Here is a 20,106-nt window from a genome sequence, read left to right as displayed (position 1 = left end):
ACTCGATTTAAACTAAGTTATGTGTATGCTTGTATTTTCACAAGGATACTCCAATGAGAATTCATTTCATCTGTCTTCTTTTGCTCCTCACGACCACAGCGGCCCATGCGCAACTTGATCTCGCGCAAAGTCCTCCGTCTATTAAGTGGGAAACAATTTCTAACGACTCTGTGCAAGTGATCTATCCCGATTATTTACAGGCCGAGTCTGTTTACATCGCAAATCTTGTCGAGCATTACTCGAAGTTCGTAGGACAAACTTACGGTATTGAAAAGCCCGAGCAATTCAGCCTTGTGATTCGCCCGCAAATCGCACTTCCCAACGGCTTTGTTACGCTTGCACCAAGACGAAGTGAATGGTTCACGTCTTCCACCTTCTTTCCTTTTGTTGGGACGACGGAGTGGTATCAAACTCTGTCCATTCATGAATATCGTCACGTCAATCAGTTTGATCACTTCAATCATCGCGGAACAAGATTTCTCTACTACATAATGGGAGATATGGGAGTTCAATTGGCAACGGCTCTTTCAATTCCTTCTTGGTTTATGGAAGGCGATGCGGTTTGGACAGAGACGAAATACACTGACGCCGGTCGTGGACGCTCGCCACGCTTTATGGCAAGACTTAAAGCGCTTGTTTTAAGCGGTGAGATTCCAACATATGACGAGTTCTTAAGTGGAACTTACAAAACAAATCTTCCTAATCAATACGTCTACGGTTACGCGCTTATTTCTTACGGTACGAACAAGTACGGCGAAGAACTTTGGAAATACGTTCTTGAAGATGTCTCGAGATTTCCGATTCCCTTGCGTCTTTACGTTTCGTTTAAACGCGTGACAGGGCAAGATTTCCGCGACTTCTACAATGAAGCGATGAACGATCTAAAAACAAAAAGGGCGGCAGATGCTCCTCCGGCTGGCGAAGCCAAAGTCGACTTCCGCGAAAATCTGGTTCCAGTGAAAGTGGGAAGTACTCTTTACTACGTCGGTCAGACTCTGGACACCTACCCGACACTTTATAAAGAAGAAAACGGACAAAAAGAAAAAATCGCCGAGATTTCTTTTAATAAAGAGTTCATGCAATTGAATATTGGAAAAAACAAAGCAGTGATGACGGAGTTTAATCCTGACAAACGCTATGCTCACAAAGGTTTTTCTGAGTTGGTGTTGCTGGATCTCAAAACCGGAAAGAAAAACAAATTCACTCACGGTCAGATTCTTTACAATCCAAGTTTGAATGAAACAGAAACAAAAATTCTTGCGACGGATTTTAGGCCTGATCAATCGTGGAATCTTTCTGAATTTGACTTACAAGGAAATCTTCTTCAGACGGTTTCTCTTCCGAACTCGAAAGTTTCAGAGGCCCGCTATCTGAATGATCAGACTGCTGTCGCGATCATTGAAAACAAAACTGGTTATAAGTCCATTGTTACGGTGGATTTACAAAAGAAAGCTGTCGAAAGCGTTCTTGTTCCGCCATCGCGCAATCTTCTTTATTCTTTGCATGTTGATAAAAACAAAAATGTTTTCTTTGAAGCTCAATACAAAGGGCATAACGAAATCTTTATGATGAACGGCTCGGGCCTTGCTCAGTGCACGCACTCAAAACTGGGCGCTTATATGCCTTCGTCGGATGGAACTCAGCTTTATTATAGCAATATGGATACCTATGGTTCCTCTGTTGCAACGGCAAACTTGTCGGATTGCCAAACTTTCTCGGCTAAAGAGCTTGTTGATTTTAACTATCTCGATAAATCCCCTTCGGATAATTATAATGACTTCCCTCCTCAAAGTTTTCCAGAGCAGGAATCTCTTTACACGAAGAATGCGGAAAAATATAATGCAGCACCTTACGGCGACTTTGATAGAAGACTCATAATTCCTCACACATGGGGGCTAAATGTCGGTCGCGGTGGCGGATTGGTTATAAAAACGGACAACTATCTTCGAACTTTAGGATTCACCGGCCAAATCGGAACAGATGCCGAGGAGATGAAATCTTTTGGCAGTCTTAGTTTTGATATCAAAAAATATTATCCGTTATTAAATCTTGAAGTGGAAACTCGCGGCCGCAAGGTCACGGACTTCGATACGGATGATGAGCTTGAGTGGACAGAGAAGTCCGCTGGCCTTGGAGTCAGCGTTCCCTACATCAAAAAAAGCGGTCTTTATAACTTCACGGCTCTTTTACGCTTGAAGGGTTTTTACACGGACACTTCAGAGTACCAATTGAACAAATTCAAACTTAATGGCAGCAGCTATTTCTATAAAACGTCTTCATCTTTAGGCTTTTCATGGAGTAAAGATCCCAAAGCCAGATCTATCATTGCACCTTGGCTTTTAAGCTATGAAATCCAGTACGATGACGCCGACCAACCTTCGGACCCTTTGCAGTCTTCGTACCGCATTCTGCAAGAGGCGAACTTGCAAACTCCGGGAATATTTGCCAACGACGGATTTGCATTCACACTCGATGAACAAAGACAGACCGATACAGGCTATCGCTTCCTTCCTGAGAGTACCTTCATGGGTTATGTTTTCTCGCGCGGATATGCTTACAAAGACGTACCGAAGTTCCAAAAACTTTCAGGGAACTATGTCTTCCCTGTTGCCTATCCTGATCTTTCACTTGGCGGTTGGTATTATTTAAGAAGATTGTATTCTACCGTGTTTTTTGATTCGACTTACGTGCAAAGCACAAAGCTTGATTCAACACTAAACAGTTACGGAGCGGAACTGAGATTTGAATCGGTGATTCTACGCTTCTTACCGATGACTTTCGGAGGACGCGTGCTTCAAAGACTTTTGGATAATGAAGTCAAAGGTGAATTTTTCCTAGCAACCTCTGTGGCATACTAAATTAAAAAGCCCGATGCTTCCATCGGGCTTTTTCCTGAACGTTCTTTAAAAAATAAATTCTATTTGCCGACGGTTCCCGGTACACCATCAAATATCAAACCGATCGAGACATAAGATCCCGATAGATCCAAAGTATCAATGCTCGTGCTTGCTGAGCCCGTGCGTTTAAAGCCATCGACTTTGTTTGTTTCATAGCCGCCTTCAAAAACCAAGTAAACTTGTTTGTAACCGATGGCAAATGAAGCTCCTGCGGAAGCATAAGGTGTTGCCAACCAATCTCCGCCGGCACGACGGGTGAACTCGCCGTCTTGGCTCGCGGTTTTTACTTTCAGTGTTGTGTTACTTCCGCCGACTCCGGCAAACACATCGAAGTGAATCAAATCTGATTTCACAATCGGTACACGTGCTAATACCAGCATCGAATCTTGATCTACCTTCGCGCTATAATCTGTGCTGCTGCTTTCAGGATTTTCCTCAACAGAAGCCAATCTTTTTGTGTAGCGAATACCGACGTCCAAATAGCGATGCAAAGGGTACGTGATCTCGATGCCAAGACGAGTGTAATTATCTAACTTCTTAAGTCCTTGCGCTTCGATCGTATCGTTCACGTTCGTAGGATTAATACTGGAAACACCCGCAAACAAACGGCCCTGAACAGGAATCTCTTTCGCGAAAGCAAAAGAAGAGGGAACGACCACCGCCGCTAACACGACCAAGACAGACTTCATCATAAACGCATCCTTTTAGTTAGTAGCCCTAGGTTAATGTGCAATGGCAGACGACCTCAAGGTCCGGGAACCTTTTTCGCGACCTTTATCTGACTTTTAACAAGCAATAGCGTCCTCATTTCAAGCACTTACCTACCCGCTTGACAGTTATTCTGTTACAGACTATATTTAACCTATAAGTTAATTAACCAAAGGGTAAAATATGCAAGACCATCTTAGCCAGACATTCGCAGCTCTTGCCGATCCCACTCGGCGCGCAATGCTTGCGCACCTTTCAAAAGGTGAAGCGAATGTTTCCGATCTCGCAAAACCTTTTCTGAATGAAATGAGTCTCCCCGCCATCACAAAACATCTCAAGGTTCTAGAAAAAGCGGGACTCATCACCAAAACCAAAGAAGCCCAATGGCGCCCCTGCAAACTCAACGGTGAAGCTTTGAAAGAGGCTTCCGATTGGATGGAGCAGTATCGAATTTTCTGGGAAGAAAGTTTCGATCGCCTGGATGCTTATTTAAAAACTGTGACTGCTGAAAAGAAAAAAGCGAAAGGAAAAAACCATGGCCGCAAAAAGTAAATCTAACGAGATCAAGATCACTCGTCTCTATGATGCTCCCGTCAAACTTGTCTGGGACGCATGGACCGATCCAAAACAAGTAGCACAATGGTGGGGCCCGCGTGGCTTTACAATCACAACCCACAGCAAAGATTTAAAACCTGGAGGTCATTGGGCTTATACAATGCACGGTCCTGATGGCACAAACTACGAAAATAAAACAATCTATCACGAGGTCGAAAAATATTCTCGTCTCGTTTATGACCACGGTGGCAACGATGACCGCCCGCCTCTTTTCCGCGTGACTGTGGAGTTTGCCGAGCTTAAAGGCAAAACAAAAATGGACATGACCATGGCCTTGCCAACTCCGGAAGCTGCTGAACAAACTCGCAAGTTCATCAAACAAGCCAGCGGAAATTCCACTTGGGATCGTTTGGCCGAATACTTGGCAAAAGAGACCGAAGGCAAAGAACAGTTTGTTATCAACAGAACTTTCGATGCACCGATCAGTCTTATGTATGAGATGTGGACGAATCCAAAACATTTCTCGCAGTGGTTGGCTCCAGCGGGATTTAATATGGAGTTCATTCGCTCAGACATCAAACCTGGCGGCAGTACTTTTTATTTTATGACCAATGGTGATGTAAAAATGTACGGCAAGGCTCAGTATCTAGAGATGGAAAAACCACATCGTATCAAGTACACGCAACAATTTGCGGATGAGAAAGAAAATACGTCTCGTCATCCAATGGCTCCGACGTGGCCCGAGACGATGCTCACAACAGTTGTTCTTAGCGAGGAAGGTCCCGACCAAACACGAGTGACTGTGACTTGGGAAACTTTTGGCAACGTCACTCCAGAAGAGCTTGAGACATTCATCAAAGCCAAAGCTGGTATGACTCAAGGCTGGACAGGTTCGTTCGATAAACTCGAAGATTACTTAGAAAAACAAGCTTAACAGGACACAGAGGCTCCATCACGGAGCCTCTGTCTTTATGGCTTCACTGCCGCGACCATTAAGAACATCGGTCGGCGCATTTCATCTTTTAATTCTGGAATTTGATTTAACATCTCTGGAGATGGCTCTGGTTCAATCACTTTTTTAATTTGAAACCCGGCCTCCACTAAGGAGTTCATATACGTCGCAAAAGTGCGATGGAATTTTGTCACATCTCCCGTCAGCCATTTTGTGTTGCGGGGACCTTCAAGCTGATAATTATCCACAGGCCAGTGCAGACGCTCGCCCGTCGGACCGATAATCCAATTCTGTGATTCTAAGGAAGTAAAAATCGGATGCTCTACGGAAAACACAAATGAGCCACCGGGTTTAAGCCAACGATAAGTTTTGCGGCATTGCTCTGCGAAGTTTTCGATATAGTGAAATGCTAGAGAGCTAATTACAATGTCGAATTGATTTTCTTTGTACTCGACACCTTCGATGGAACCTCGCTGGTAAGTGATGCGCGAATCCGCCGTCATCTCTTGAGCACGCTTCAGCATTTTTTCTGAAAGGTCGACACCAATAACCGAGGCGGCCCCTTGCTCAACCGCATAACGACAGTGCCATCCAAAGCCGCAACCGAGATCTAAAACTGTCTTTCCCTTAAAATCGGGAAGCATTGTCCTCAGAACATGCCACTCCCCTGCAGCTTCAAGTCCTTGTTGCGAACGAGGCATGTTACTGTAGCTCGCGAAAAAATCGGGATCGTCGTATTTATTTTGCGCCATTCTTAAAAGCTAATTCCTTTGAGTTTGAATCACAAGTATCTCTGACATTCTGCTTCAATATTGGTCCCAGAAAGCTCCTGAAAGATTGTCAAAAACGTGCTTTCTTCCGGCATATTTCTTGGATATACAACCGACGCAGGTCCATTTGCCCGTAATTCAGTGTCGAGATGACACTAAAAAGAAAGAGCCGCCAATGAGAACAAAGAACCACCTCTCTCAGCCAAAATATTTTACATCACTGCTTCTTTCAGCATTGTTGATCGCGGGCTGTACAAAATCTTCTAAAGGCACCTTAACAGGTGCTGACTTTCTAGAAGGGCTTTACGTTACTCGTCCTGAGGTGGAAGAGCCGATGATTGCAATTCTTAAATTGCAAAATCCTGCGCTGCTTGAAACTTCTAAAAGACAAAATGGCGAGCTTGTTATCGACAAGCGCCTTTTAGCTGCGATTCAACAAGAGCAAGATAAGACGATCGCGGAGCTACAAAAAATTTCTCCGAAGATTCGTGTTTTGATTCGCTATAAATTAGTTCTCAATGGTCTTGCGATCTGGGCTCCGGCTGACGCTTTTGAGGCGATTAAAGCTCTTCCCAATGTTGTGATGGGTGAAAAATCGGGAACGTTTGCGCGACCTCAAGCTAAAGAAGCAGACACGAAAGGTCTTGTTGGTGCAAACACATCTGTGAACTTCATCGGTTCTGATGCGGCTTATGCTCAGAACATTCATGGTGAAGGAATGAGAGTCGGCATCATCGATACAGGTATCGATTACACTCACAAAATGTTCACAGGCGAAGGAACGGAAGAGGCTTATAAAAATAATGATCCTGCAAAACCCAATGCGGCTTTTCCGAATAGAAAAGTTGTTGGCGGTATTGATATCGTAGGGACAGAGTACAACTCTGCTTCTCCTGACGTTGAAAAACGCATTCCCGTTCCAGATGCGAATCCTTTGGATGAAGGTGGACACGGAACACACGTGGCGGGCTCTGTCGCGGGTCTTGGTGATGGATTAAATACTTACAGTGGTGTGGCTCCGGCTGCGGACCTTTATGCAATCAAAGTCTTTGGCGCGAAAGGTTCAACAAGTGATGAAGTTGTCATTGCGGCTCTTGAATATGCGGCAGATCCAACAGGAGATTTAAGCTTTAAAAATCAATTGGATGTCGTGAATCTTTCTTTAGGAAGTGGTCACGGTAATCCGCACATTATGTACAATCACGCGATTCGCAATCTAGTGCATGGTGGAACTGTGGTTGTTGCCGCGGCTGGAAACAATGGAGATAAAAGCTACATCGTTGGTGCACCGGGTGTTTCTGATGATGCAATTTCTGTAGCTTCAACCATCGACAATCAAAATCAAAACGTACAATTCCCTGCTGTGGAATTTAAATTCACTGATGACAGCTTAACTTCGGAAGCTTTGGAAGGCGCAATCACAAAACCTATGGCTGACATTGTTGAGCTTAAAGGCGAAATCATTTCTTTGGGTTTTGCAGATGCGGATTTTGAATCTCCGATCAAAGAACAGATCAAAGGCAAAGTGGCTTTCATCGATCGTGGTAAGGTGGCTTTCGCAGACAAAATCAAACGCGCACAGGACAATGGCGCTATTGCTGTGATCGTTGCCAATAATGCCGATGGCGAATCCATTGTTATGGGTGGCGACGGAGAATTCGACATTCCAGGCGTCATGATTTCTAAAAAAGATGGCGATCTTATCAAAGAAAAATTAAAGCAAGGTCCTGTCACTGTTGATTTAAAACCTGCTACAAAAATTGAAAAGCCTTGGTTGGCCGATACGGTTTCTCCGTTCTCTTCTCGCGGTCCTCGCTCTGAAGACGGATTGATTAAGCCAGAAATCTCGGCACCGGGTTCAAATATTATTTCTGCGATGATGGGTGGCGGAGACAAAGGTGTCTTGAACTCTGGGACATCTATGGCGAGTCCTCATATTGCGGGTGTCATGACTTTGCTTAAGCAAAAGTTCAAAAATTTGACTCCTTACGAACTTAAATCTGTTCTTTTAGCTCACGGAAAAATTATTTCTGATGCGAAGAAGAATCAGTACACTGTAAGCCGCCAAGGTGCGGGCCGTGTGCAAGTTGCAGAATCTTTAAATGCGAAAGTTGTGACAATCCCAGCGACATTGTCCTTTGGAATCACGGACATTGAAAAACAAAAAACTTTGCGCCAAGAAATTGTCGTGAAGAATATCAGCTCAGAAACTTTAACCTTAAAACCTGAATGGAAAGGTTCTAAAGGCTTGCAAGTTTCTGCTTCAGCCGTGACGTTAGCTCCGGGCGAGACACAAAAGGTTGTTGTCTCTGCGAAGGTCACAGCTGCTTTGATGAACAGTGCCAATGATGAACTTGATGGCTTCTTGGTATTCTCAACAGAAAAGGAACAAGTCGCACAGTTGCCTGCCCTTGTAGTCGCTCGTCAAATTTCTCAAATCAGCGCCAAGTCTTTGACTGTGCAGGCGACCTCCCCTGCTGATGCAGCGGGAAGTGCTGTGGATCTGGTTTTAGAAAATGCTGGTATTAATAAAGGAACTGCTTACCTTTTCAACCTTTTAGGCAAAGATGCTCGTAAGAAAGATACAAAGCCCGATCTTGCTCACAATAGAAACTGCGATATGCAATCTGCAGGTTACCGTATTGTTGAAAAAGACGGTGTGCGCGTTCTTCAAGTCGCTGTGAAACTTTACGAAGGTCAAACGACTTGGGACACTTGTGAAGTCAACGTGCAGATTGATGCCGATAAAGATGGCAAGACTGATCAGGAGATCGCAGGTCTGCCTGCGGAAAATGTTCCAGGCTTAAGCGGAGATACTTTCGTCAGCATTCTTCTTGATGGCGCAACAGCGCGCGAGCTTCGCAAGAAATTTGAGACGGATTTCTCAACAAATCCAGAGAAAGCCAAAGAAGACTACACAGACGCGGTTATCGATCAACGTGGTATGGCCGTTTTTGATAACTCGACTTTGGCGATCATCGAAGCGGATATCTCTGCTTTGGCGTTGGCTGATACTGGTGAATTGAATATTAAAGTTTCAACGACTCATCAAGACGCCGGTGCCATTGAATACGATGATTATTTGGAAGGTCACGAAAATCGTTGGGAGAAGATTTCTGTAGCGCCAAATGCCCAAGCGTATGCACAGATGCCTGAAGAAATCGAGCTTACCGGAAAAGAATCTGTGACGATTCCTTTACTTAAGGGATATGGCTCAGGCGATTTGATCCTGTATGCTCCTCAGAACAAATCTGTTCGCGATGTTTTACTTGAAGATGCTCAGTCGCAGATTGTGCCTGCGACTTATGATGCACCTTAGACGTAAAAAATCCCCTGGCACCTTTTTAAGCTCCTTGGTACAAGGAGCTTATGCCTATTCAAAATGTGATTGGTGATTATACGGCCTTTTTGGATCGTATTTTTGCCAATATTCAAAATGCAGGAATTGATGTTGCGTCTTTTGAGATGGATCATGCCTGCTACCGCGTTAGCACTCTTGAACAATATGAAATCAAAAAAGCGGCGTTGCTTACGTTCGGCGATCTTTTGACAGAAGCCGATGTGAATGGACGACCGATTGCCACTTTTAAATTGCATCACGCCTTAAAATATAAAAATCGCGAATTGTTTTTGATTGAACTTCCTGCCCCTAAAAAAGGCAAAGATGTTCCTGAAGGCCTTGAACACGTGGAGTTTGTTGTTGGTGATTTGATTTCAGCCCTTATGAAAAAACATCCCGATCTTGTTTGGAACACGAGTGGTCTGCAAAAAACTTTAAATCCTGAGTTAGAGTTAAAGTTTGATGACGGACTTGCCGTCAAGTTTCATCCGGAATCTTTAAGCGAAGTAATCAGAAAAGAATTAGCTATGGAGCACTCATGACTTATCACGTACACAGTGACAAACCCATTTTCGATCTTGTTATTGGCGATAAAGCCTACTCTTCCTGGTCAATGCGTGCGTGGCTTGTTGCTGTGCAATCCGGGCTTCCTTTTCGAGAGATCAATATAAAATTGGACTCCCCCAAAGCAGTGGAGCAGCTTTTAAAGCACTCTCCTTCTAAAAAAGTCCCAGCCCTGAAACACGGGAAAGTGATCGTATGGGATTCTTTGGCGATCGCGGAATACCTTCATGAACTTTCTCCCGAAGCTAAATTATGGCCTGAGGATTCTGCTTTGCGCGCACTCGCTCGTAGTTATACGGCGGAAGTGCATTCGGGTTTCGCCAGTCTGCGCGCCGAACTCAGTATGGACATTCAATTGAAATCCAAAGCACGTCATCTTTCCCGCGGTGCGATTGCTGATATCGAACGCATTCTTGAAATGTGGAAGATCGCTTTAAAACAAAGCGAAGGTCCTTATCTGTTTGGTGATTTCACGATTGCCGATGCTTTCTTTGCTCCGATTGTTTTTCGCTTCTTATCTTATGGTGTTCAGATCAAAGATAAAATGGCTCTTGAGTATATGAACAACGTTCAAGAACATCACGGCGTGCAATTCTGGGTGGAAGAAGCTCTGCAAGAGAAAAACAACAGTCCAGTTTTTAAGTAAGCTTCTGATTTAATTTTTTTCCCGCAAAGAAAGAGCTAGGCTTAGTATATGAATGTGGACTCTTTCTTTGCTCAGCACAAAAAACTCACACGCTCTTTAAAAAAGTTCATTTTAGATTATGAAAAAGAGCTTTCTTTGGATGTGTTTGAGGCCTTTCTTGAAACTTTAAGCGAAGAACTAAAGTCCGCGCGTATTGAGCTGCAGAAGTCTCCTGCCGGTCCTTCCCGCGCCAAAAGATTGCATGAATTAGTTGAAAATGAAATCGCTCAAAGTGCTAACATCGAAACATCCTGTCAAAAAGGATGCTCTGCGTGCTGCCATATGGAAGTGGAAATTACGAGTTATGAAGCAGAGATTTTGGGAAGCCTTGTGCATGCAGGTCATTCTATTGAACGCTCGCGCTTGCAACGGCAAAGTCAGCGCACTTTGCAAGATCCTCTTTGGCGCGAAGGGGTTCGTGATTTATCCAACCGCTGTATTTTTCTGAATAACGAAGGCGCATGCAGTATATATGAAAACCGTCCCGTCATGTGCCGTCGTCACTCAGTGACGTCACCTGCAAAAAACTGTGAAACTCAAGACGGCAAAATCGTGATTCGTTATTTTCCCAAAGTAGATCTGCTTATCAGCGCCGCGAATGAAGATCCGCAAGTGGAAATCGGTCCCCTGGCAAAAATGCTAGAGATGAAGCTTCGTTAGGCCTTCTTAGCAAAGACAGCCTTTTCAAGCTTGATAATTCTGTCTTCTAACGAGACTTCATTTTCCATCGACTTTTTTAAAAACCAGTTCAAGAAAGTTTGATAGCCCATCCCCTGCCTTTCACCTTCTTCTTCTAGCCATTGCAAAACATCGGAATCAAGACGAACCGTTTTGAGAACTTTAACTTCTTTAGCGACTTTACCTCTCTTAGCTTTGGAAAAGTCGTATTCTTTTTTCATAAAAATCCTCTAAAAGAGTATTGTTTCTCTTCATGTTTAGTTGCTGATCGCGCCGAAATAATCCTTCATCATCCCACTCGAAGTCCATATTACCACACTGTTATTACGATGTAAATACAAGGTTAAGTAACCAATTTACTTTGCAAAAACAGTGTTTAAGTGGCTCTTATTACGTAAGATTTGGAAAGACTTTATGTCCGAGCTTAGGATAGGATTTTTTTGAGTTCTTCGCGGTCTTCGGCTTCGGGGACGAGCCATTCTGCTGGCAGGTGTTCGACGACGTATTTCCAGGACGCTTGCACCATAGGCTTTGCCAATGGCTTTCCGTGAAGATCTTTCAGTAGATTTAAATGACGCAATAAAATTGTGCGCGTGGGTTTATAAAAACCTTCTTGATCCGTTCCTGCGTTGGTGACGATGTCGGATTCTTCGACTTTCTTAATTAAATTTTGAAAAAAGACTGTAAGGCTCATAGCTCATTTCACTTGATTTCTGGGTTAAGGGCAACCTGAACATGTGGTCTAACATATTTGTATTTTAACGACGGACTACTCCTTCGTCGACGTGCGAATTAAAATCCTCTGCAAATCAGGAGGTCCTTATGGATAGAAAAGCAACCGCAGTCTGGAGAGGCAATCTGCAAAATGGAAAAGGCGAAATCAGCACCGAGAGTGGTGTCTTAAGAAACACTCCCTATTCTTTTTCCACGCGCTTCGGGGAAGCATCGGGAGCCAATCCCGACGAGTTGATCGCAGCGGCTCACGCCAGTTGCTTCACAATGGCCCTGTCCGGAGCGCTTGCCAAGAAGGGCTATATTGCCGACAGCCTCGAAACATCCGCCACGGTCACAGTGGAAAAACAAGGCGACGGGTTCGCTATCACTTCTTCCAAACTGAGACTCAGAGCGCAGGTCCCCGATATTGACCGAGGCACATTTGAAAGCATTGCGAATGATGCAAAGGCCAACTGCCCGGTATCGAAAGCTTTGAATTTAAAAATTTCCTTGGATGTGGATTTCCACCAGTCTTTGCATAGCACAAGTGCTTCGCATTAAGCGGAGCACTCTGTCACAAAAGTTTCACTGTTTACAAAAATCAGCGCTGTTTTCATAATAAGGATTCAACAAGGATTCTTTTATGAAAACAGCATTGGTTTTAGTCAGCTCTGCCCTTTTACTTTCTTCTTGCGCGATCACAGGCAAAAGCATTCGCGATGTTCCTGCGATTAAGTCACAAAACATTCAAGTGTCGGCTTTAAGCGGCCTTCCGAAAAGAAATCTTTCCCTTAGTGTCGTTGATGAACGAGATGATAAAAATCAATCCACAGAGTTGCGCTCGGAAATCACGCGTGCTGTGACGGAAGCATTGGCTCGTGAAGGCACAACGGTGTCAACTCCGGGAGCTAATGATCTTGTTCTTACAATTCACAATACAGAGATGGGCAAATACAAAGAGGGCTGCGTGAAAATCACAAGCTCTTTGACCATTCCTAAGAAAGCCAAACTGGGAGCTGAAGCTTCGAGCTGCTTTGAAATGAAAAATCCATTTGGCGCTAAGATGAGTGTGGATATCACGAAAGCTTACGAAGAAGCGTTAAGCTTGATCTTTAAGAATTTAGATCAAGGCTTAGGACAATTGAATAAGTTGTAATTAGAATGCGCCGCAATTCGAAAAGGTACGGCGTACCTCTTAGCGATACGCTTTACCGCGGCCGTTATTCCAGAATTTGATTCCGGTTGGAGCGTTGACGCTTTGGCTTGTTGTTGAGGAGAAGGTTAAGGCTCTGTCCTTTGGATTGCTATCGCTAACGATGTTTGTTAGGTATTTTCCAGAAAGGTCATTCCATACGCAACCAGCGATTTGACTTCCACCGCCAGGAGTAATCACAACATTAATATCTCCAGGATTGTTTACTGATGTCGGAACTTCAATAGCAGCCCCACCGTGTCCACCATTATAGCCATTTCTATCTGAGTTAAGGTTACCGCCAGAACCCATATCTCCGAGACCTCCAGCGCCGCCGCCGCCGCCATAGTGACCGCCACCACCGCCGCCTCCGTATGTTGTCGAACAAGCTCCCGCACCACCACCAAATCCGGCTCCAAATCCGCCACGGCCAAAATCTGCTTCGCCAGACGTATTGCCTTGGGCTGCTCCAATCACGCAACTACTTCCGCCTTGGCCTGCGGATCCACTTGTTTGCGCGACTCCCCCATCGGCTGGTGCCGGTGCATAGTCTCCTACAGGAGTTGCCCCACCTGCCGACGCTGTTCCTACCGCACCGCCAGTACCACCAGAACTTGCTCCAGCGGCTCCTGAGACTGCCGATGTCATAGGACCTTCTCCCGCGCCACCAGCTCCGCCAGCTCCCGCATCTAAGTTGTCAGTACCACCACGACCGCCACCACCACCGCCGCCGTAAATAACGCCGTTGTTGAGAATCGTGACGTTGTTATAGAGAGCTTCAACCTTAAATGCAGTTCCGCCGGTTTGTCCCATGCGGAGCGGACCAGCTGTCCCTGATGGTGCAAGCCCACCAGTTCCAAAAGCGCCAATGATTTGACCGTTGTTGATCAAACGAACTCTTGCGCCTGTTGATAAACTGCCCGTTCTCATCGCAGGTAATGTCGGATCATTACTTGAAACTTTCACGGCAGAATTGACTGTGACTACGAATGTGCGATTGGAAGCAGCCACTGTGGAATTATATTGTGCGACAGCTTTGTCATAAATGTTGTAATTTAATTCATCCGCCGCGATCGGCGTCAACACCACCGCATCCGTCATCGAAACGTTGATCGTCGCAACAGCGGATTCATCTGTTCCTCCGCCGCTGTCTTTTACTTTTACTGTCACGACAGCAGAAGAATCCACACCTGCTGTTGCAGTCAGATTCACCGTCAAGTTTCCATCACCTGTGCGGGTTTGCGAGCAATTCACAGTCAAGCGTGACGTATTTGAATTTGTACAAATCAACGAAACTGTCTGTGCATTTTCATTCGGCGGCCCTACATCTACGGTCAGATTAAAGCTTGAATTGGTATTGCCGGATGGATTGAGTAAAATTTCATGTGCAGTCGGAATAGCCGTGATTGTTGGCGCATCGTTCACAGGATTAACAATGATCGCGATTTCCTGATTCACTACAGAGTTCCCTGCTCCATTGCCATCATCAAATTGAATTTTTGCGTAACAAGTTCCGTAATAATCTGCACGAGGCTTAATACTGACGGCTCCCGTTCCTGGATCAATCACAAAATCAGTTGCGGGAGTTGCAACAACAGATGAGTCATTACAAGCTGTACCGGTGAGCCCCGTATAAATTAAAGAATAAGTCCCCATGGTCTCATCCAGAGATTGCACGGCAGCGTCTGATAAAACTTCAACCAATGATGAAAAACTTGGATCATCCTCGGTCAACACTACGGGCGTTCCAATCGTCAATGTCGGAGTCGCATTGGCAACCGTGATAGACAATGACTTCATATCCGTTGCCGATTGAGGATCTGTTGCCAAAAGTGCGAGCGTACAAGTGCCGACGTGGGCGTTTGTCGGAGTTCCCGCAATCGTCACGGTTCTTCCATTTGCAGACGGAGTCGCTGTCAACCAAGTGCAGGTATCTGAAGCATCCCTGATAACTGTCACGTTCTCAGGGTCTGGGTCCGTCACAGGTACGACACAATTGTAAGCCACATCTTCTGTTGCTGAGGCAGAACACGGAGCCAGAGCCGCCGCAATCACAGGAGCGTCTTGAGTGTTCACAACATCAATTGCGACATCAACATATCCAGTTGAAGGAAATGTATCGGTCAATGCAATACGGATTTGACAAGTCCCTTGATAATCAGCTGCCGGACGGAATGAGAACTCACCGGTTGAAGCATCAATAGAATAATTTGTCGCTGTTGGTGCCATCGCATGGTCTTCGCAGCGATCACCCGCAACAACAGGAGTCACCAGAGAATAAACACTGCCTCCGCCCTCTTCAATTGAGGAAACATTGGCTCCAGGAATAACGACGGCCAAAGCCGCATCCTCAGAGATACTATAAGGTCCACCCGTGACATTAATAATTGGCGGAGAATTTTCCACAGTGATTGTCCACGAGAAGCGCGCACTTTCTCCAGCGACATCATCTTCTGCATAGACATCCACTTGGCAACTCGTACCGACTTCAGAACCACTTGGAGTTCCGCTCACCTCACCTGTTGAGGCGTTGATAGAAAGCCAAGGGCCGCAGCTTGTAGCTGGATCGAATTTATAAGTCAAAGTCGCAGGCCCCGGCAAATCCACATCCGTTGCCGTAATTATACAAGAGTAGTTATGATTTTCTCCGATAGTCGCGGCACAAGCCAAAGTCGTGATCACAGGAACGTCATTCACCGGTTGTAAATCCAGAGTCACCGTTGCAACCGCAGATTGGTTGCCCGCACGATCGACGACTTTATAAGTGAAAGAGTCATCAAGCTCGTTATCGTGATTTGGAGTATAGACACATGCCAAAATATTGGAACCGTTCTTACAGCCCGTCAAAGTTCCTTTGGTCGGAGTGGTCACAAACTCGATATGATATTGATCATTTTCGGTAGGAGAATTAATTGTAAACGGAGTGATCGTGTCTTCTGTCACAGAAACGGTTTGATCAGCACCAGCAACAGGTACTTGGTCATCAAGAAGAAAACTTCCTAGATCAATAGTCTCTGAACTTTCTTTGATAACCGCGATCAGACGAACTTTATAAGTCGTTGCAGGCAAAGTGCTGATATTCCAGTCGTACTCACCATCGTTATCGAGGCGAGATTCCACCGTCGTCCACGTTGTGCCACTGTCATTGGAATATTCAAGACGAAGATAATCCGGAGTGACGCTACCACCGTTGGTTTTCCAACGAACTTCGACAATATCAGCCGGTTTATAGGCAGGTTTGAGCGAAGCTGTACTTTCAAGCTTTGAACTCAATATCTCCCAGCTAGCATTCATACAGCCAGAGAGCAATCCTAAAGATGTGATAAATAAAATAGTACGTACAAGCATCACGTTGATACTTATCGGAATTTCACGAAAAAACTGGATTGTTTCCACGAGAAAAAACTGTCATGATCGTCTCATCATGAGACTTTTGGTTTTTATTGGGATCGTCTTCATTATTTCCATGACAGCTCCGCGAACTTCCTTAGGACTTTCGTTGAGTGCGTCTCCCCTGAGTGGCCAAAAGAATAACAAAATGGAATTCTCTGAGCAGCCGCTGGCTTTTGCTCAGATCATTAACGCCGATTTCAGTGGCAGCTCATTTTCGCAGAACACCTGGTTTCAGATTTCCATCAAAAACACGAACTGGCTCCAATCTCGGCTTACCGGAACCCGGATCTCGAAGGCAGATCTTTATTTCGTTCAGTTCATAGGCTCAGATTTAGCTGGAGTAAAGTGCACACATTGCCTACTTCAAGATGTGCTTTTTGAAGATTCTTATTTGGATGGCCTCCACTTTCTGGCGAGCACTCTAAAAAATGTTCGCTTTGTTCGTTCCGATCTAAGTCGCGCCGATTTTGTTTCGACAGCTTGTACAAATTGCAGCGTGGACTCGGCTACCGCCAAAACGATTACTTCAGAGCAACTCAAAAAATGGAACTTTGTCGTCAAGGATTCCCCATGAGAGCTTACTTTCATCGACAGCTCCAAGAAATTCTAAATTCCAAAGCTTTGCAGATCTACGGCGGACTGCTCGCCCTCACACATGTTTTGAGCGCCTACTTCTGGACAGATCGGTCCCTGGATTTGGTCGTTAAGGCGTCCCAAATTTCTTCGCCTCTTTGTTGGCCCATGGTTCCTTTTTGTGATGCACTTCGTTTCACGAATTCTTTGGGAGCCGCATATTTCCTTGAGGTTTACGCCTTGGTGGGTATTGCAACGGCCGCTCTTTTCTTTTTAGGAAAGATTCGCTTTGGTTATGCCGGGCTCATTTTTCTTTTACTTCTGAAAGTGTTTTTCACAAGTCTTTCTTATGGATTGATGGGAAACTATCACTACATGAGTTTTTTCACTCATCTTGGGTTTCTCTTCTTTCCTCGTAAAAAAGTCATCATTCCGTTCTTTATCGGTATATTTTATTGGGGCGCGGGAATTTTAAAATTTGATCCTGAATGGCTGTCCGGCGTAGCACTTATTTCCCCTAGTTTTTTGCCGTCTCAGCTTCAGCATTTCAGTCTTATTTACGCTGTTCTTTTAGAGTGTATTTTTGTCTTGGGTCTTTTTAACCATAACAAGTGGATCCGTGCCGGTGTTTTTGTCCAGTTTCTTTTGTTTCACATCTTCTCATGGCACATCGTAGGTTATTTCTATCCGCTGACGATGTTTTTACTCCTTGGCCTTTTTATTCTTATTCCTCTTTTTAAGGAAAACTGGGAAGCTTATTTAGATCGATCCACATTAAAGAATAAAAGCACGGTCATTTTGTGTTCGCTTTTAATCTTGCTACAAGTGATCCCAAGTATTGCCTTTCAAGATCCCGCAACCACAGGGGCCCCACGGATTTTATCTTTAAATATGCTGGACGCCCGGGTGGAATGCGAAACCCTTCTGATCCGCCATAAACATAGTTCCGAAGAGGTTTACGATCCTTTCGTTAAAGCACCTTCAACAAGAACGCAATGCGATCCTTTGGTTTTTCTTTCTCAAATTAAATCTGTTTGTAAAGATCCCACAGAAAAATTTGATTTTTGGCTTCAGTCGCGCCGAACGACAACCGGCAAACTTGATACAAGACTCTTTGTTAAAGACATTTGCAATAAAAACCCGTCATCGATTTTATGGGCGGAGTTTTTATGAATAAAAAAATTCTTTTAAGCTTTTATTCATTATTAATCGTAGGACTTTTGATTCGTGCTGAAGTTAAAACCCTTCCGCTCTTGGAAAAAGATCTTCATTTTGAGAAGTTAAAAACTCCTGTGAAAGGCTCCACCCTTCAGTATGAATTAAGCACGGAAGAGAATAAAAAGGCTCTTTCTACCTACCGGGGCGGCCCCGAGCGTTTAGGAAATGCTTTTGTTACTGAGCCTGACCGCTTTTCCTCATTCCAGATAAAATGGAAAGTGGCCCAGCTGAATAACGGTATTCATCGCGCAAGTAAAAGCTCTCCTGCCGTCGACGATTCCGGATTCTATGTCGCTGACGATACGGGATATTTACGTGCCTATGATTGGAGTGGAAAACTTCTTTGGCAGTTTTATAATGATGTCAGTTCCCGAGGATTTCACTCCACACCGCTTACGGACAATGATAGCGTTTATATAGGTGACTATGCAGGCTATTTCTATAGCCTCAACAAACAAACCGGAAAAATCCGCTGGATTACTAAAACCGGCGTTACGATCGGCTCTTCTCCTTTTATGCATGAGGGTCTCTTATATGTCGGAGTAGAGTTAGCGGATCCGAACGGCTATCTTTTAGCGATTGATGCGAAAAGTGGAAATTGGCTCTGGACATCTCCATTGATTGGAAATCATCCGCACTCTTCCCCGGCCTTGGATCTTCTCCACAAACAGATTCTGCTCGGTTCAAACACCGGACAAATGCAGGCTTACGAACTTTCTACTGGAAAAAATATTTGGTCTTTTCAAACTAAAGACGACATTAAATGCGCCGCTTTAATTCACCTCGACAAAGCTTACTTCGTTTCCTGGGACGGCTTCTTTTATGCTCTTGATAGTACCTCCGGAGTCCTTCGCTGGAAAACAGCACTGGATGATGGCGGCATGAGTTGCCCTTCACTCAGTGCTGATGGAAAACGTCTTGCTATCACTGGATACAAAAAGAATTTCGTTTTGAATTCAGAATCTGGGCAAATTCTTTGGTCTTCAAAAATTGAAGACCGTAACGCCCGAGCGCAAGCAAGTCCTTTGATTCTTTCTTATCGTCGGCAGGAAGCAGTGATATTTCTTTGCGAAGACAAAGCCCTTTGCATTCACGATCTCACAACAGGAGCAGTTCTGCAAAAAATAAAACTAGAGAGTGCTTTCTCAAGCTCTCCAGTTTATTACAACAGTCATTTGTTCTTAGCGACTTCAGGAAAAGATGGACTCTTGGTTCTTACTCAGTGACAGAACCTACAGGTCCTACGCGCAATTGGTATCCATTTTTACTTGTAACCACTTTGTCATATTGGGTACCGACAGTCGCAGTCATGCGCCAACCGCGTGGATTTGAAACCTCTTGAACATCACCACCAGAACTTCCAATCGTTGTTGTCTCTTTAACGGGAGCATCAAATACGACATCCTTTTCCGGATGAAAATCAGCTGTATTTTCCAGACGAACTGTTTTAATTCCAGAATCGGTCGAGCGTAAAGAGCAAATCGACACACCGAAGTTATCACTGGCTGTACACGCGCCTTTGATAACGCCGGTGCCGTTCGTAATACTGTATTCCGGAACATAGCCCGCAACCACAGTGTTATCTGAATTCATCAGCCGCACGACAATTTGCAAAATCGTCTGTCCATCGGCAGTCCCGTGCGATCCTACTAAAATTTCGGTATTTAAAAAATCGGATTTGTCCGGATCAGTCACAACGCCCGCAACGGGTCTTTTGGGAAGTTCAATACCCGGGGGAAGTTTCGGCGAGGACAGGCCCGCAAGATTTTCAAGGCTTGCTTCAAGTCCACAACCCGTTAAAAACATGAATGTTACCATAAGCAGTGCAAAGACGTACCGGTTCATGACTGCCTCCATCACCTCTATT

The 20,106-nt window shown here is 44.8% G+C and carries 18 protein-coding genes; 12 read left to right on the top strand and 6 right to left on the bottom strand.

The genetic code is table 11. The features are described from left to right. Nucleotides 1-53 precede the first annotated feature (53 nt). The gene (locus AAAA78_RS06585) at nt 54-2,858 is read left to right on the top strand and encodes a hypothetical protein (RefSeq protein ID WP_340590993.1); all 2,805 of its coding nucleotides are present in this window, start codon (nt 54-56) and stop codon (nt 2,856-2,858) included. A 59-nt stretch (nt 2,859-2,917) separates the two neighbouring features. Here the strand turns inward: AAAA78_RS06585 and AAAA78_RS06580 are convergent, their stop codons facing one another. After that, nucleotides 2,918-3,589 carry a hypothetical protein gene (locus tag AAAA78_RS06580; protein ID WP_340590992.1) on the bottom strand — a complete coding sequence of 224 codons (672 nt, stop codon included), beginning with the start codon at nt 3,587-3,589 and terminating at the stop codon, nt 2,918-2,920. Between the two features lie 199 nt (nt 3,590-3,788). On the opposite strand from AAAA78_RS06580, the gene AAAA78_RS06575 reads away from it, so the two are divergent. Together AAAA78_RS06575 and AAAA78_RS06570 are read left to right on the top strand one after the other, a co-directional pair. Continuing rightward, nucleotides 3,789-4,157 carry an ArsR/SmtB family transcription factor gene (locus tag AAAA78_RS06575; RefSeq protein ID WP_340590991.1) on the top strand — a complete coding sequence of 123 codons (369 nt, stop codon included), beginning with the start codon at nt 3,789-3,791 and terminating at the stop codon, nt 4,155-4,157. Then, nucleotides 4,141-5,094, top strand: coding sequence for an SRPBCC family protein (locus tag AAAA78_RS06570; protein ID WP_340590990.1), 954 nt, complete (start codon nt 4,141-4,143; stop codon nt 5,092-5,094). The genes AAAA78_RS06575 and AAAA78_RS06570 overlap by 17 nt, the downstream gene beginning before the upstream one ends. 35 nt (nt 5,095-5,129) lie before the next feature. Here AAAA78_RS06570 and AAAA78_RS06565 read toward each other — a convergent pair whose 3' ends face one another. Beyond that, the gene (locus tag AAAA78_RS06565; RefSeq protein ID WP_340590989.1) at nt 5,130-5,864 is read right to left on the bottom strand and encodes a class I SAM-dependent methyltransferase; all 735 of its coding nucleotides are present in this window, start codon (nt 5,862-5,864) and stop codon (nt 5,130-5,132) included. A 193-nt stretch (nt 5,865-6,057) separates the two neighbouring features. Here AAAA78_RS06565 and AAAA78_RS06560 point away from each other — a divergent pair, with 193 nt between their 5' ends. Genes AAAA78_RS06560 through AAAA78_RS06545 form a run of 4 tightly spaced genes read left to right on the top strand, consistent with a single transcriptional unit; the run spans nt 6,058 to nt 11,131 of the window. Further along, nucleotides 6,058-9,201 (top strand): S8 family serine peptidase, encoded by a 3,144-nt coding sequence (locus AAAA78_RS06560; RefSeq protein WP_340590988.1) that lies wholly within the window; start codon nt 6,058-6,060, stop codon nt 9,199-9,201. A 50-nt stretch (nt 9,202-9,251) separates the two neighbouring features. Further along, on the top strand, nt 9,252-9,764 hold the full coding sequence (locus AAAA78_RS06555) for a VOC family protein (RefSeq protein WP_340590987.1): 513 nt from the start codon (nt 9,252-9,254) through the stop codon (nt 9,762-9,764). After that, nucleotides 9,761-10,432, top strand: coding sequence for a glutathione S-transferase family protein (locus AAAA78_RS06550; protein ID WP_340590986.1), 672 nt, complete (start codon nt 9,761-9,763; stop codon nt 10,430-10,432). The genes AAAA78_RS06555 and AAAA78_RS06550 overlap by 4 nt, the downstream gene beginning before the upstream one ends. 48 nt (nt 10,433-10,480) lie before the next feature. After that, nucleotides 10,481-11,131: a YkgJ family cysteine cluster protein gene (locus tag AAAA78_RS06545; protein WP_340590985.1), complete on the top strand. Its 651-nt coding sequence runs from the start codon at nt 10,481-10,483 to the stop codon at nt 11,129-11,131. Here AAAA78_RS06545 and AAAA78_RS06540 read toward each other — a convergent pair. Both AAAA78_RS06540 and AAAA78_RS06535 read right to left on the bottom strand, forming a co-directional pair. Continuing rightward, entirely contained in the window at nt 11,128-11,370 is a 243-nt protein-coding gene (locus AAAA78_RS06540; RefSeq protein ID WP_340590984.1) for a BrnA antitoxin family protein, read from the bottom strand. The two genes, AAAA78_RS06545 and AAAA78_RS06540, sit on opposite strands and share 4 nt — an antisense overlap. A gap of 203 nt (nt 11,371-11,573) precedes the next feature. Beyond that, entirely contained in the window at nt 11,574-11,843 is a 270-nt protein-coding gene (locus tag AAAA78_RS06535; RefSeq protein WP_340590983.1) for a hypothetical protein, read from the bottom strand. 128 nt (nt 11,844-11,971) lie between these two features. Between AAAA78_RS06535 and AAAA78_RS06530 the strand changes: the two genes are divergently transcribed. After that, the gene (locus AAAA78_RS06530; protein ID WP_340590982.1) at nt 11,972-12,424 is read left to right on the top strand and encodes an OsmC family protein; all 453 of its coding nucleotides are present in this window, start codon (nt 11,972-11,974) and stop codon (nt 12,422-12,424) included. A gap of 82 nt (nt 12,425-12,506) precedes the next feature. Then, entirely contained in the window at nt 12,507-13,019 is a 513-nt protein-coding gene (locus tag AAAA78_RS06525) for a hypothetical protein (protein ID WP_340590981.1), read from the top strand. Nucleotides 13,020-13,058: 39 nt separating this feature from the next. Here AAAA78_RS06525 and AAAA78_RS06520 read toward each other — a convergent pair whose 3' ends face one another. Continuing rightward, nucleotides 13,059-16,328 carry an Ig-like domain-containing protein gene (locus AAAA78_RS06520; protein WP_340590980.1) on the bottom strand — a complete coding sequence of 1,090 codons (3,270 nt, stop codon included), beginning with the start codon at nt 16,326-16,328 and terminating at the stop codon, nt 13,059-13,061. A 265-nt stretch (nt 16,329-16,593) separates the two neighbouring features. Here AAAA78_RS06520 and AAAA78_RS06515 point away from each other — a divergent pair, with 265 nt between their 5' ends. The 3 genes from AAAA78_RS06515 to AAAA78_RS06505 are packed head-to-tail and all read left to right on the top strand — an operon-like array spanning nt 16,594 to nt 19,465. Further along, nucleotides 16,594-17,022: a pentapeptide repeat-containing protein gene (locus AAAA78_RS06515; RefSeq protein ID WP_340590979.1), complete on the top strand. Its 429-nt coding sequence runs from the start codon at nt 16,594-16,596 to the stop codon at nt 17,020-17,022. Then, complete coding sequence (locus AAAA78_RS06510) at nt 17,019-18,194, top strand: hypothetical protein (protein WP_340590978.1); 1,176 nt, start codon at nt 17,019-17,021, stop codon at nt 18,192-18,194. The genes AAAA78_RS06515 and AAAA78_RS06510 overlap by 4 nt, the downstream gene beginning before the upstream one ends. Continuing rightward, complete coding sequence (locus tag AAAA78_RS06505) at nt 18,191-19,465, top strand: PQQ-binding-like beta-propeller repeat protein (protein ID WP_340590977.1); 1,275 nt, start codon at nt 18,191-18,193, stop codon at nt 19,463-19,465. Before AAAA78_RS06510 ends, AAAA78_RS06505 begins: the two co-directional genes overlap by 4 nt. Here AAAA78_RS06505 and AAAA78_RS06500 read toward each other — a convergent pair. Continuing rightward, on the bottom strand, nt 19,455-20,084 hold the full coding sequence (locus AAAA78_RS06500; RefSeq protein ID WP_340590976.1) for a hypothetical protein: 630 nt from the start codon (nt 20,082-20,084) through the stop codon (nt 19,455-19,457). The genes AAAA78_RS06505 and AAAA78_RS06500 overlap by 11 nt on opposite strands. Nucleotides 20,085-20,106 lie beyond the last annotated feature (22 nt).

Source organism: Bdellovibrio sp. BCCA (assembly GCF_037996825.1).
In the GTDB taxonomy this organism is placed as follows: domain Bacteria; phylum Bdellovibrionota; class Bdellovibrionia; order Bdellovibrionales; family Bdellovibrionaceae; genus Bdellovibrio.
The sequence above is the reverse complement of the archived record's forward strand: the minus strand, read 5'-3'. Positions and strand labels throughout refer to the sequence as shown.